Here is a 13268-nt window from a genome sequence, read left to right as displayed (position 1 = left end):
TCGTCTCGTAGGGCCGCCCGAGGTTGTGGGCGAGCACGTTGAGCCGGCCGCGGTGCGCCATGCCGACGACGACCTCGCGGGCGCCGTCGCCCGCCGCGATCTGGATGATCTCGTCGATCATCGGGACCGTCATGTCGAGGCCCTCGATCGAGAACTGCTTCTGACCGAGGTACGCCTTGTGCATGAAGCGCTCGAAGCCGTCGACCTCGATGAGGCGCTTGAGGAGCGCCTTCTTCTCCTCGCCGGCGAGCACGCCCCGGAAGGCCCCCGACTCGATGCGCTCGCGCAGCCACGTGCGCTGCCGGTGGCTCGCGATGTGCTCGACCTCGTAGGCGATCGTCCCGCAGTAGGTGTCGCGGAGGTGCGGCAGGGCGTCGGCGAGCGTCTCCCCGCTCACGTGCGTGCGGAGGATCTTCAGCGGGATCCGCCGCATGATGTCCTCGCTGAGGCCGAGCGGCTCGGGGTCGAGCGCCGGATCGCCCGCGGGCGGCGTGCCGAGCGGGTCGAGCTTCGCGGCGAGGTGGCCGTGCGTCCGGTAGGCCTTGAGGAGCGACGTCGCCGCCTGGACGGCCTGCAGGAGCTCCTCGTCGACGACCGCGGGCGCCGCGGGGGTGCCGGGCGCCGGCGCGGCGGCCGGGGCGGCGGGCATCGCCGGGGTCGGCAGCTCGGGGGCCGGCGGGACGCTGGCGACCCCGAGGTCGGCGAAGACCTTCTCGTAGAACCCGTGGTCGCCCTGGAGGTACTCCTCGACGACCTTGAGGAACTGACCCGACTCCGCGCCCTGGATGATGCGGTGGTCGTAGGTCGAGGTCATCGTCATGACCTTCTCGGCGCCGATCTGCGCGCCGATGTTCCCGAGCCCGACGGGGTAGGCGATCGAGCCGGTCGCGATGATCGTGCCCTGGCCGACCATCAGCCGCGGGACGGAGGCGATCGTCCCGATCCCGCCGGGGTTCGTGAGCGAGATGTTCGCGCCCGCGAGGTCGTCGGCGGTGAGCTTGTTGTCGCGCGCTCGCGCGATGAGGTCGCCGAACGCGTCGAGGAACCCCTGGAAGGTGAGGCGGCCCGCGTCGCGGATGACCGGGACCATGAGGGTCCGGCTGCCGTCCTTCTTCTCGACGTCGACGGCGATCCCGAGGTTCACCTGGGCGTCGTCGATGCGGTGCGGCTTGCCGTCCACCTCGTCGAAGTGGTGCGCCATCACCGGCATGTCGTCGGTCGCCGCGCGCGCGATCGCGTAGGCGATGAGGTGCGTGAACGAGACCTTGTGGCCGGCCTCCTTCAGCTGCTTGCGCCGGCCGTCCATCTGCGTGACGGTGACCGTGCGGAACGACGTCGCGGTCGGGATCGCGCGCGACTCGTCCATGTAGCGGGCGAGCATCGCCGCGCCGCCCTTGATCGGCGTGCTCGACGCCTCGGCCGCGGCGGCGACCGCGCCGTTCGGCGACGCGCCGTTCGCGGAGCCGCGGCCGTCCTTCGCCGCGAGGACGTCCGACTTCGTGATGCGCCCGCCCGGGCCCGTTCCCGCGACGCCGGAGACGTCGACGCCCTCGGCGGCGGCGACGCGTGCGGCGACCGGCGAGATGCTCGCGCCCTCCGGGAGCGGCGCCGCGTCGCCCGAGGGGCCGCGGTCCGCGTCGGCGGCGGCCGGTGCCGTGTCGCCGCCCGACGGCGCGGACGACGCAGCGCCCGCGCCCGTCTCCATCCGCGCGATGACCTGGCCGACGGTGACGGTGTCGCCCTCGGCGGCGAGGACCTCGGTGATCGTGCCGGCCCCGGGCGCGGGCAGCTCGACGTCGACCTTGTCGGTCGAGATCTCGACGATCGTCTCGTCCGCCTCGACGCTCTGGCCGACCTCGACGTGCCACTCGAGGATCGTGCCCTCGGTCACCGACTCGCCGGCGCCGGGCGTGACGATGTCGACGATCTGGCCCGCACCGCCGTCGGACGACGGGCCCCCGGCTTCGGGCTCGCCCTCCGCCTGGTCGGCCTCCGTCGTCGCGGGGTCGACGGCGCCGTCGCCCTCGTCCACGACGCCCGTCGTCGCCACCTCGTCGCCCGTGGCGCCGTTCCCAGCGGCGGGCGGTCCGGCGCCGTCCGGGGTGAGCTCGGCGAGCACCTGCCCGACGTTCACGGTGTCGCCCTCGGCGACGTGGAGCTTCGCGACCGTGCCGGAGGCAGGCGCCGGGACCTCGACGTCGACCTTGTCGGTCGAGATCTCGACGATCGTCTCGCCCTCGGAGATGTGGTCGCCCTCGCTGACGTGCCATTCGAGGATCTCGCCCTCGGTCACCGACTCGCCCGCGCCGGGAGCGACCACCTCGATCGTCGTATTCACGGCCATGGGGACTGACTCTAGCGCGCCCGTGGCGTGGCCACGGATGGCCGCTTGGGCCGATCACCACTCGGTCACATGGTGCGTCGGGCCAAGCGGTCCTGCCGGACGAACTCGGCGGTGCCGATGAACGGCCCGACGGCGCCGAGGACGGCGATCGCCGTCGCCAGTCGCAGGTCGATCAGCCGGCGTCGGACACCGGCGAAGGCGAGGGCGCACATCGCGAACCAGCCGAGCCCGTGCCCCCACCCGCACACGTACTTCACATCGTCCCAGCCCTGCCACCAGGAGAGCAGCAGGACGGCGTAGATCGTCGAGTGCGTGAAGGAGGCCGCCTTGAGGCGCGCGCGCGTGAGGGTCACGTCGAGGGGGCCGCTCAGGGGGCGAGCAGCGAGGCCATCCGCCGCAGCGGCTCGTCGGCCTCGTCCGGCCAGTCGGCGATGTCCGCCGGCCACCACGCGTAGGCGTCGTGCTCGGGGTCCATGACGAGCTCCTCGTCGGCGCCCTCCGGCAGCCACGCCTGGCCGACGACGAGGATCATCTGGTGCGGGAGGCGGACGAGGGCGTCGACCTGGAGCGACGCGGCCTCGACCGCCCACTCCTCGTGGAGCTCGCGGGCGAGCGTCTCCGCGGGGGACTCGCCGACGTCGACGGCCCCGCCGGCGCCGAGCGCCCAGCGCCCGGCCCACGTCGCGAGCCACTCCGCGCGGCGGCCGGCGAGCCACCGGCCGTCGTGGGAGCGCGTGACGCAGAGCGCGGACATCGACTGCGACGCGTCCTGCTCGACGAGGCGCAGGCCCCAGCGCAGCGGCTGCAGCTCGAGGTGGAGGCGGCCGTCGCGCTCGGCGTGCGAGACGAGGCGGGCGCCGAGCCCGTCGTGGCTCGGCGAGCCGCGCTCGGCGAGCGCCGTCATCGCCGCGTCGGCGGCCGCGGTCGCCTCCGGTGAGGGCTCGAAGTGCTCGGGGAGCCAGAGGGTCTCGATGTCGCGCGCGGCCCAGGGACCGCGCGCCATGATCCCGGCGGTGAGCGAGGTCTGCGCGTCGGACTTCGAGGCCATCTTCCTCAAGGGTACGAGGTCGGCGGGTCGGGGGGCGACTTTCGGCCGCTCCGCGAGGCCTGTCGCCCCCGACCGGGGGGACCAGCCGACCGGTGGCCCTACGTCGGCTTGCGGGCGAGGAGCGAGATGCTCTTCACCCCGTACTTCGAGCTCGCGTCGAGCGCCTGCTGGGAGATGAACTCGTACGGGTTCTCCCGGACCGCGACGACGTCGAGCCCGGCCGCCTCGATCGCTGCCCGGTACGCTTCCTCCTGTGCGGCCCCGCCGATGCAGGAGGCCCAGAGGTCGGCGTTCGCGACGATCGCGTCGGTGAGCTGCGACTCGCTCACGATGTCGGCGATCGCGAGCCGCCCTCCGGGACGGAGCGCGCGGGCCGCCTCGCCGAAGACGCGCGGCTTGTCCGGCGAGAGGTTGATGACGCCGTTCGAGATGACGCAGTCGACGGATTCGTCCTCCACGGGAAGGTCCGCGATCGAGCCGCGCCGGAACTCGATCTCGGCGTGGCCGCCGAGCGAGGCGAGGCGCTCCCCCTTCTCCGCCTGCTCCTCCGTGAAGTCGACGCCGATGACCCGGCCGCTCGGCCCGACGAGCGCCGCGGCGCAGAAGACGTCGGTGCCCGATCCGGATCCGAGGTCGAGGACGGACTCGCCCTCGCCGAGCTCGGCGAGGTCGAAGAACCAGCCGACGCCCGCGAAGGACTCGAGCGCGCCGCCGGGCACGCGCGCCAGGAGGTCGTCGGGATATCCGAGCGCTCGCGCGAGGTCGCCGCCGAGCTCGAAGTGGAAGTCGCCGTCTGGGCGCTGCGCGACGTCGCGGTACATCGCCTTCACCTTCGACTCGAGCGCCTGCTGGTCGACGGTCGTCGTCGTGGGCTCCATGGGGATCCTCCTTCGGTCAGTAGCTGAACACGGACGCCGCGCCGTCGCCGATCCACTCCCAGAGAGGGGTCGCGCCGGCGAGGCGCGCGTTCGCGGCGAGGTCGCCCTCGGAGAGCCGCCGGGCGGAGAAGCAGATCGGGCAGACGAGGAGCTCGCCGCCGCCGTCGCGGTACGTCGCCGACAGCTCTGCGAGCGGCGGGGTGCCGGACGCCTCGATCGCGTCGGCGTAGGCGGGGATCGCGACGCGCACGGCCTCCTTGGTGAGGAACATCGCGACGGGCCGGCCCTTCCCCAGGGCGGCGTTCGCGACGAGGAACGCGACCGTCACCCGCTCGGGGTCTTCTCCGGCCGTCGCGAGGTTGACGACGACGCGATCGTTCTGCTCGGACATCCCTCTCCTTCGGGTGCTCGCCGTGGACGTGGCCGATCATGGGCGAGCATCGGCGCGGGCGCATCGGGAGCGCCCCCGAGGCGGCCCCCGGGACTTTCGGCTCTGCCCCTGATCTGCGAGCATCGCGGGCAGGTCAGCGTCGGCGCGACGTCGTGATGGAGTCGCCACCCGACACTCCGGTCCTTCTCGAGCGCGAGGAGGAGATCGCACGGATCGCGGCGGCGGTCGCGACCGCCGCTGTCGGCCGAGGCAGGGCGCTCGTCGTCGAGGGTCCGCCGGGCATCGGCAAGACGTCGCTGCTCGAGCGCGCACGTCACCTCGCCGAGGCCGAGGGCGTCCGGCCGCTCACGGCTCGCCCGACCGAGCTCGAGCGAGAGCACCCCTTCGGGGTCGTCCGCCGGCTGCTCGAGCCCGCGGTGCGGGCGTCCGACGGTCGGCGCCCGAGCGAGCTCCTCGCGGGTGCGCCGGCCGCCGCCTCGGTCCTCGGCCGCGGCGAGGCCCCGCCGGGGGGCCCTGGACCGCACTGGGCGGTGCTCGAGGATCTCCACGCGTTGCTGCGAGCGCTGTGCGCCGAGCGTCCGGTCGCGCTCCTCGTCGACGACGCGCAGTGGGCCGATGCCGATTCCCGGAGGTTCCTCGCGTTCCTCGCGCCGCGCCTCGATGCGCTCCGGGCGCTCCTCGTCGTCGCCGCGCGGCCGGACGAGTCGCCGGACGACGGATTCTTCGGCCGCACCGCATCGGACCCCGCCGCACGGCCGATCGCGCCGCGCCCGCTCTCCGCCGACGCGTGCGCGGTCCTCGTCGAGACGACGGTCGGACCAGCGGATCCGGCCTTCGCCGATGCGTGTCGCGTCGCGACGGGCGGCAACCCGTTCCATCTCCGCGCGCTCCTCGACGAGGTCCTCCGGCGGGGGATCACGCCGACGAGGACGGCGGCGCCCCGCGTCGCAGAGCTCGGCCCGCGTTCCGTCGCCGAGACGACCGCCGCGCGGATCTCCTCGCTGTCACCCGCCGCGCCCGCGGTCGCGGCCGCGCTGGTGGTGCTCGGGGACGACGCGACGCCGGCGAACGTCGCGGCGCTCGCGGACGTCGACCGGGCGGACGCGCTCGTCGCCCTCGAGGAGCTCGCGGACGCGGGGCTCGTCGAGGCCGGCGCGCCGGCCCGCTACCGCCACCCGATCATCCGCGCCGCGGTCGAGGGAAGCCACTCGCCGGCGCGGATCGCGCTCCTCCACGAGCGTGCGGCGGCGATCCTCGCCGCTCTCGGCGTCGAGGGCGAGCGGATCGCCTCGCATCTGCTCGCCGTCCCGCCCGCCGGCGAGGCCTCTCGGGTCGCGACGCTCCGCCGGGCGGCCGCGGACGCCTTGCGCCGCGGCGCCTCGTCCACCGCGGTCGCCTACCTGCGCAGGGCGATCCGGGAGCCGCCGCCCGTCGGAGATCGCGCCGACGTGCTCATCGAGCTCAGCGAGGCGGAGATGCTCGTGGACGGCCCTGCCGCGATCGACCGCCTCTTCGCTGCGCTCAGCGTCGACGGGATCGATCGCGGCCGCCGCGCCGAGATCGCGACGATGCTCGCGCGCGCGCTCGTCTTCGCCGACCGCGGGCGCGAGGCCGTCGCCGTCGCGGAGGAGGCGCTCGCGACGCTCGACGGGGGCGAGCCGACCCGCCGCCGCGCGCTCGACGCCGTGCTGCTCGGCGTCGCCAACACCGACCCCTCGGCGGCGCGCCTGCGCGACGAGGTCCCGGCGCGCTGGCGCGGGTGCGACGGACTCGACGCCGAGGACCCGGGAGCCCGCGCTCTCGCCGTCGGCCTCGTGTTCCGCGATGCGCAGGCGTGCGCGGTCGCGGCGCGCCGCGCCCGTCGCGACATCGAGCGCGCGCTCCGGGACCGCGTGCTGCTCGAGCACGACAACGGCGGCACCGACTTCATCGCCGCGGTCATCGTCCTCGCGATGGCCGACGCGCCGCTCGCGCTCACCGCCCTCGAGGAAGGGGTGGCGCATGCCCGAGCTCGCGGCGACGCCTTCGCCGAAGCCGCCGACGAGGTCTTCACGTGCCTCGTGCGCCTCCGGCGCGGCGAGGTCGCCGAGGCGGTGCGGGCCGGACGCGACGGCCTCGCGGCGAGCGACGCCTACGGCGTCCGCATCGCGCGTCCGTGGGGAGGCGGCTACGTCGCGACGGCGCTCCTCGAGGGCGGTGACCTCGACGCGGCTGCGGCTCTCCTCGACAGCGTCGCGGTGCCCGAGCCTCTTCCCGAGCACGGCTTCTGGGTCCCGTTCCTCGACGCGCGTGCCCGCGTCCGCGAGGCCCGCGGCGACCCCGAGGGCGCGCTTGCCGACAGCCTGCGCTGCGGGGCCGCGCAGGAGGCGCTCGGCGCGCGCAACCCGTCCCTCGTGCCGTGGAGGTCGCGCGCGGCACGGCTGCTCGCCGGCGCGGGAAGGGAGCCCGCACGGGCCCGCGACCTCGCCGAGGCGGAGCTCGCGGCTGCCCGGGTCTGGGGGACCCGGCGCGCCGTCGGGGTCGCAGTGGCCGCGCGGGGCATCGTCGCCGGCGGGGAGCCGGGACTCGACGACCTGCGTCGGGCGGCTTCGCTGCTCGAGCGCGCACACGCTCCGCTCGAGCACGCGCGCGCTCTCGTCGATCTCGGCGGCACCCTGCGGCGGCGGGGAGAGCGCCGTGCCGCGCAGGCGCCGCTCCGCGAGGCCATGGACATCGCGTCCCATGCCGGCGCTGCGCTCGTCGCCGAGCGAGCGCGCAGCGAGCTGCGGGCCGCCGGCGCACGCCCCCGCCGGCTCGCGCTCTCCGGCCCGGGCTCCCTCACCGCGAGCGAGCGACGCGTCGCGCGGCTCGCGGCGGATGCGCGGACGAACGCGGAGATCGCGCAGGTCCTCCACATCGCCGAGAAGACGGTCGAGACGCACCTCGGCGCGGCCTACCGCAAGCTCGGCATCGCGTCGCGGCGGGATCTCGCCGACGCCCTCGCCGACGGCGGGAGCGGATAGCGTCTCGTTCATGGGGGAGAGGATCCGATCGTGGTGGGGCTGGGGGTTCGAGGACGGTCAGCAGCCGCTCGACGAGATCCGGGCGGCGGCGCCCGCGATCGTCGAGCAGCTCGGCTTCGGCTCGACCGAGGTCGAGGCGCCGGCGCGGCTCGAGGACGTCGCGGCCGCGCTGCCCGCGCCGCGGGTCGAGGTCCCCGCCGCGCTGCGGGGCGTCGTCACCGACGACGCCGAGGAGCGCATCCGCCACTCCCACGGCAAGAGCTACCCGGACATCCTCCGCGGCTTCCGGGGGGTCGTCGAGCACCCCGTCGATCTCGTCGCCCGGCCCCGTGGAGAGGAGGACGTCGAGCGCGTCCTCGAGTGGGCGACGGGCGCGCGGGTCGCGGTCATCCCCTACGGCGGAGGGACGAGCGTGTGCGGCGGCGTCGAGGCCCGGGAGCTCGGCGCGGGGGTGGAGGGCGCCGTGTCGCTCGACCTCGGCGCGCTCGACGGCCTCGCCGAGGTCGACCCGGTCTCGCGCGCGGCCCGCATCGGCGCCGGGGCGAGCGGCCCGCGGCTCGAGGCGCAGCTCAAGGAGCACGGGTTCACGATGCGCTTCTTCCCCCAGAGCTTCGAGCTGTCGACGCTCGGGGGCTGGATCGCGACCCGCGCGGGCGGTCACTTCGCGACCGTGTGGACCCACGTCGACGACGTCGTCGAGTCGATCCGCGCGATCACCCCGGCGGGCGCGTGGGAGAGCCGCCGGCTGCCCGGGAGCGGCGCGGGGCCCTCGCCCGACCGCCTCCTGCTCGGGAGCGAGGGGATGCTCGGCGTCATCACGGAGGCCTGGGTGCGCGTCCAGCCCCGCCCCGAGCACCGCGCCTCGCGCGCCGTGCGGTTCTCCTCGTTCCTGCTGGGGGCGGAGGCCGTCCGCGCGATCTCGCAGTCCGGTCTGCTGCCCTCGAACTGCCGGCTCGTCGACGCGGAGGAGGCCAAGCAGACGGGCGCGGGCGACGGGAGCGCGGCGCTCCTCGTCCTCGGGTTCGAATCGACCGACTATCCCGTCGACGCGCTGCTCGAGCGGGGGCTCGAGATCTGCCGCGAGCACGGCGGCACGCCCGATCCGCCGCGGGACGGGTCCTCCGGCGCCGTCGGCGCGTGGCGCGAGGCGTTCATCCGCATGCCCTACCTCCGCGACACCCTCATGCACGTCGGGGTCCTCACCGACACCTTCGAGACCGCGGTCACCTGGGACCGCTTCCCCGCCTTCCACGACGCGGTCGTCGGAGCGACCCGGGAGGCGCTCGGCGAGCCCTGCCGCGTCACGTGCCGGTTCACGCACGTCTATCCCGACGGCCCGGCGCCGTACTTCACGGTCATCGCGCCCGTGCGCCGCGGCGACGAGCTCGCGCGCTGGACGGAGATGAAGCGCGCGGCGAGCGCCGCGATCATCGAGGGCGGCGGGACGATCACCCACCACCACGCCGTCGGGCGCGACCACCGCCCGTCCTACGACGCGCAGCGGCCCGACGTCTTCGCCGCGGCGCTGCGCGGCGCGAAGGCCGCCGTCGACCCGGCGGGCATCATGAACCCCGGCGTCCTCCTCCCGGCATAGGCTCGGCCGCGTGCGCTCGCTCCTCGCTCTCGCCGCCGGACTCGCCGTCGTGCTCCTCGCTCTCGCCGCGCCGACGTCCGCCGAGGACGACGGGGCGCCGCCGTACCCGCTCGCCGAGCCCCTCTTCGTCGACCTCGACGACGACCCGGAGGACGAGGTCGTGCGCATCCGCGAGACCGAGTGCTTCGTGCAGGGCGACCTCGTCCCGCCGCCGTGCCCCGACGACGAGTTCCCGGCCCGCCGCATCCGCATCGAGATCGCCGACTTCTGCGAGGGCGAGCTGCGCACCCACGACGTCCTGCGACGCGACGAGGGCTATCCCATCCTCGCGGAGGTCGTCGAGCTCGACAGGCGCACCCGCCGGCCCGAGCTCATCATCGGCGCTGCCGACGGCGCGTCGGGCCGCGCCGGGCAGATCGTCGTCGGCCGTCTCACCGAGGTCGAGGGCGAGCCGTGTCCCGAGCTGCGCCGGCTGCTCTCGCTCGGGCCCTTCAAGGCGTCGACCCGCAAGCCGAGACGCGCGTCGTACCACGCGACCGGAGCCATCGAGGACAGGAACCTGCGCAAGCAGTACGGCGGGCAGGAGCTGATCGTGCAGCAGCCCTGGTACACCCGGCAGGACGCCGGCTGCTGCCCGACGTACATCTCGCGCGCCGACTACCGCTACGACCGCGAGAAGGACCGGTACGTCCGCTACCGCTCGCGCATCCGGAGGCTCGGCGAGGGCTGACCGGCGCGTACCATGGGGCGCAGGCCATGAGCAATCCCGAGGCGAAGAACTTCGAGGCCATCGCGAAGGCGAAGGCCGACCACAACAAGCGCTGCCCCTTCCCGCCGCACACGCTGCGCATGCATCCGGTCGAGATCGAGCGGATGCAGTGGGAGGAGGGCGACACGATCGCGGGCCTCGTCCTCGAGGCCGACCACAAGATCGGCACGGGCACCTTCCGCCTCGTGTGCGACGGGATGGAGCCGCCCGAGCTCGAGATCGAGGAGACGGAGACGATCACGGCGCCCGCGGAGCCGCTCGAGGTCCCGGTCGGACCCGGCGGCCCGTCCGAGCGCGAGTTCGACCCGCGGGCGTGAGCGGGGAGCAGCACCTGCCCGCCCCGTCCGTCGCCGTCCTCGGCCCAGGCGGGGTCGGCGGGCTCGTCGCCGCCGCTCTGCACCGGGCCGGCGCCGACGTCACGCTCGTCGCCCGCGAGGAGACCGCGATGGACCTCGCCCGTCGCGGCCTCACCGTCGAGAGCCGCGCCCTCGGCAGCTTCGAGGCCCGTCCCCGGCTCGCCTCGCGCGTGGACGACGCCGTCGACGTCCTCCTCGTCGCCACGAAGGCGGTCGGGCTCGAAGAGGCCCTCGCGCGCGTCGAGCCGTCCGCCCCGCGGCTCGTCGTCCCGCTCCTCAACGGCGTCGACCACATGGTCGTCCTGCGGGAGCGGTTCGGCCGGGGCGCGGTCCGGGCGGGCGTCATCCGCGTCGCGAGCGACCGTCCGCGGACCGGCGAGATCGTCCACACGAGCCCGGGCGCGCGGATCGACGTCGCCGGCGCCGAGGAGGGCGACGTCGCGGCGCTCGCCGCCCTCCTGCGCCGCGCGAGGCTGGAGGTCCGCACGGGCGCGGAGGAGCCGGACGTCCTGTGGGCGAAGCTCTGCCGCCTCAACCCGCTCGCCTGCGCGACGACCGCGTTCGACGCGCCGCTCGGGGAGATCCGCTCCGACCCGTCACGGGCCTCCGCCCTCTACGCGGCCGTCGAGGAGACCGTCGCCGTCGCGCGCGCCGAGGGAGCGGACGTCGATGCGGCGACCGCCCGGTCCGAGGTCGAGGCCCTCGACGCGTCGCAGTCCTCGTCGATGGCCCGCGACGTCGCCGCGGGCCGACCGGCGGAGGTCGATGCGATCCCGGGCGCCGTCCTGCGCGCGGCGTCGCGACACGGCCTCCGGGCGCCCGCGGTCGAGTACCTCGTCGAGCGGATCGGCGCGCGGCTGCCGCCGTCCGACACGTACCCTTCCGCGCCATGAGGGTCCTGGACGACGGCACGGTGACGGAGCACCACCCCAACTGCTTCGGCTGCGGGCAGGAGAACGAGGCGGGGCTGCGGCTCCGCTGGCGGCGGGTGGGCCGCCGGGTCGAGACGACGTTCGTCCTCGACGAGCGCTTCGAGGGCGCGCCCGGCTTCGGACAGGGCGGCGTCGTCTCCGCCGCGATCGACGACGCGATGGGCGCGGTGCTCGTCGTCCTCGGGCGTCCCGCGGTCACGGCGTCGCTGACGGTCGACTTCCGCGCCCCCGTCCTCCTCGGGCGCGAGCTCCGTCTCGCCGCCTGGTGCGAGGGCATCGAGGGCCGCAAGCTCGACATGCGCGGCGAGGTCCGCGACGGCGACCGCATCGTCGCCGAGGGCCGCGCGCTCTTCCTCGCCGTCGACCTCACCCACTTCGCGCAGTCCGGCAAGGAGACGCTCGCGGACTGGCGCTGGCCCGAGCCGGATCCCCAGCCGCCGGTCTGACCCCGCGTCACTCGTCGACGAGCCGCCGCGCCGTCGCCCAGCGGGCGAGCTCGTGGCGGCTCGAGAGCTGCAGCTTGCGCAGGACCGCGCTCACGTGCGCCTCGACGGTCTTCACCGAGATCCCGAGCCGGTGGGCGACCTCCTTGTACATGTAGCCGCGGGCGATGTGCCGGAGGACCTCGCGCTCGCGGTCGGTTAGGAGGTCGAGCTCGGGGTCGTCGACGGGCTCGCGGCCGGCGAAGGCGTCGAGGACGTAGCCCGCGAGGCGGGGCGAGAAGACGGCGTCGCCGTCGGCGACCCGGCGGACGGCGTCGACGAGGTCGGCGCCGCCGATCGACTTCGTGACGTACCCGCGCGCCCCGGCGCGGACGATCGCGATGACGTCCTGGGCCGCGTCGCTCACCGAGAGCGCGAGGAAGCGCGTGCCCTCGACGTCCGCGGTCCCGCGGAGGACGGCGACGCCGCCGCCGTCCGGCATGTGGACGTCGAGGAGGACGACGTCGGGCCGCGTCTCCCGCACGAGCGCGATCGCATCCGCGACGGTGCCGGCGGCGCCGACGACCTCGACGGCGTCGCCGAGCTCGGCGCGGACCCCGGACCGGACGAGCTCGTGGTCGTCGACGACGGCGACCCTCAGCCGCGGCGCGCTCATCGGGGCGCCGCTCCGCTGCGCTCGAGGACGAGCTCGACCTCCGTCCCCTCGCCGGGGACGCTGCGGACCTCGGCGCGTCCGCCGTGGCGGGTCATCCGCCCGACGATCGACTCGCGGACCCCGCGCCTGTCGACCGGGACGGCCCCGGGATCGAATCCGGGCCCGCGGTCGCGGACGTAGACCTCGATGCGCCCGTCCGTGGCCTCGGCGTAGACGTCGACGTGTCCGGTGCCGGCGAACTTCGCCGCGTTCACCGCCGCCTCGGTCGCGGCGCGCACGAGGGCGGCGACGTCGTCGTCGAGCGGGGCGTCACCGACCGTGACGACCTCGACGGTGACGCCGTGCGCGTCCTCGACGCCGGCGGCGGCCTCGTGGAGCGCCGTGGCGAGCGTGGCCGCGGCCCCGTCCTGCGCCCGGCCGGCGAGCCAGTCGCGCAGCTCTCGCTCCTGACGGCGGGCGAGCGCCGCGACCTCGCGATCGTCGCCGGCCTGGCGCTGGATGAGCGCCAGGGTCTGCAGCACCGAGTCGTGGAGGTGCGCGGCCATCTCCGCCCGCTCCTCGGAGCGGATGCGCTGCGCCCGCTCCTCGCGGAGCGTCTCGAGGAGGCCGAGCCAGGAGGTGCCGAAGATGAGGGTCACGCCGGCGAGCACGATCGCTCCCGCGACGACGATGTCGCGGATCGTCCCGACGGCGTCCGTCGCCTGGAGGAGCGCGACGAGCCCGGCCGCGACGAGCGCGGCGCCGGCGAGCGTGCGCGGCCCGAGGGTCGGGAGCTCGCGGAGGACGGCCGTCCGCCCGGTGCCCGCGGCCGGCGGGGGCGCGCCCTCGGGGGCGCTGACCGCCGGGCTCAGCGGGG

At 75.3% G+C, this 13268-nt stretch carries 13 protein-coding genes; 6 read left to right on the top strand and 7 right to left on the bottom strand.

All coding sequences use genetic code 11. From position 1 onward, the window contains the following. The 5 genes from ACME2J_RS20530 to ACME2J_RS20510 form a co-directional block, all read right to left on the bottom strand. On the bottom strand, window positions 1-2344 hold a 2344-nt coding region (locus tag ACME2J_RS20530; RefSeq protein ID WP_495546812.1), incomplete at its 3' end, for a biotin/lipoyl-containing protein. A gap of 65 nt (window positions 2345-2409) precedes the next feature. Further along, window positions 2410-2697, bottom strand: a complete 288-nt coding sequence (locus ACME2J_RS20525; RefSeq protein ID WP_495546811.1) for a hypothetical protein — start codon at window positions 2695-2697, stop codon at window positions 2410-2412. A 14-nt stretch (window positions 2698-2711) separates the two neighbouring features. Then, complete coding sequence (locus tag ACME2J_RS20520) at window positions 2712-3392, bottom strand: NUDIX hydrolase (RefSeq protein WP_495546810.1); 681 nt, start codon at window positions 3390-3392, stop codon at window positions 2712-2714. 98 nt (window positions 3393-3490) lie between these two features. Further along, the gene (locus ACME2J_RS20515; protein ID WP_495546809.1) at window positions 3491-4270 is read right to left on the bottom strand and encodes a methyltransferase domain-containing protein; all 780 of its coding nucleotides are present in this window, start codon (window positions 4268-4270) and stop codon (window positions 3491-3493) included. Between the two features lie 16 nt (window positions 4271-4286). Further along, window positions 4287-4661, bottom strand: coding sequence for a DsrE family protein (locus ACME2J_RS20510; RefSeq protein WP_495546808.1), 375 nt, complete (start codon window positions 4659-4661; stop codon window positions 4287-4289). Window positions 4662-4816: 155 nt separating this feature from the next. On the opposite strand from ACME2J_RS20510, the gene ACME2J_RS20505 reads away from it, so the two are divergent. Genes ACME2J_RS20505 through ACME2J_RS20480 form a run of 6 tightly spaced genes read left to right on the top strand, consistent with a single transcriptional unit; the run spans window position 4817 to window position 11760 of the window. Beyond that, on the top strand, window positions 4817-7663 hold the full coding sequence (locus ACME2J_RS20505) for an ATP-binding protein (RefSeq protein ID WP_495546807.1): 2847 nt from the start codon (window positions 4817-4819) through the stop codon (window positions 7661-7663). A 10-nt stretch (window positions 7664-7673) separates the two neighbouring features. Then, a complete protein-coding gene (locus tag ACME2J_RS20500; protein WP_495546806.1) occupies window positions 7674-9257 on the top strand; it encodes an FAD-binding oxidoreductase in 1584 nt (527 codons plus the stop codon). A gap of 10 nt (window positions 9258-9267) precedes the next feature. Continuing rightward, a complete protein-coding gene (locus tag ACME2J_RS20495) occupies window positions 9268-9987 on the top strand; it encodes a hypothetical protein (protein WP_495546805.1) in 720 nt (239 codons plus the stop codon). Between the two features lie 26 nt (window positions 9988-10013). Continuing rightward, window positions 10014-10343 carry a hypothetical protein gene (locus ACME2J_RS20490; RefSeq protein WP_495546804.1) on the top strand — a complete coding sequence of 110 codons (330 nt, stop codon included), beginning with the start codon at window positions 10014-10016 and terminating at the stop codon, window positions 10341-10343. Beyond that, window positions 10340-11275: a ketopantoate reductase family protein gene (locus ACME2J_RS20485; RefSeq protein ID WP_495546803.1), complete on the top strand. Its 936-nt coding sequence runs from the start codon at window positions 10340-10342 to the stop codon at window positions 11273-11275. The genes ACME2J_RS20490 and ACME2J_RS20485 overlap by 4 nt, the downstream gene beginning before the upstream one ends. Continuing rightward, the gene (locus tag ACME2J_RS20480; RefSeq protein ID WP_495546802.1) at window positions 11272-11760 is read left to right on the top strand and encodes a PaaI family thioesterase; all 489 of its coding nucleotides are present in this window, start codon (window positions 11272-11274) and stop codon (window positions 11758-11760) included. Before ACME2J_RS20485 ends, ACME2J_RS20480 begins: the two co-directional genes overlap by 4 nt. 7 nt (window positions 11761-11767) lie before the next feature. Here the strand turns inward: ACME2J_RS20480 and ACME2J_RS20475 are convergent, their stop codons facing one another. Both ACME2J_RS20475 and ACME2J_RS20470 read right to left on the bottom strand, forming a co-directional pair. Next, window positions 11768-12412, bottom strand: coding sequence for a response regulator (locus tag ACME2J_RS20475; RefSeq protein WP_495546801.1), 645 nt, complete (start codon window positions 12410-12412; stop codon window positions 11768-11770). Beyond that, window positions 12409-13268: sensor histidine kinase (locus ACME2J_RS20470; RefSeq protein WP_495546800.1), on the bottom strand; the 860-nt coding region annotated here is incomplete at its 5' end. The genes ACME2J_RS20475 and ACME2J_RS20470, both read right to left, overlap by 4 nt.

This window comes from Paraconexibacter sp., assembly GCF_059438195.1.
This window is presented reverse-complemented; position numbering and strand designations above follow the sequence as displayed.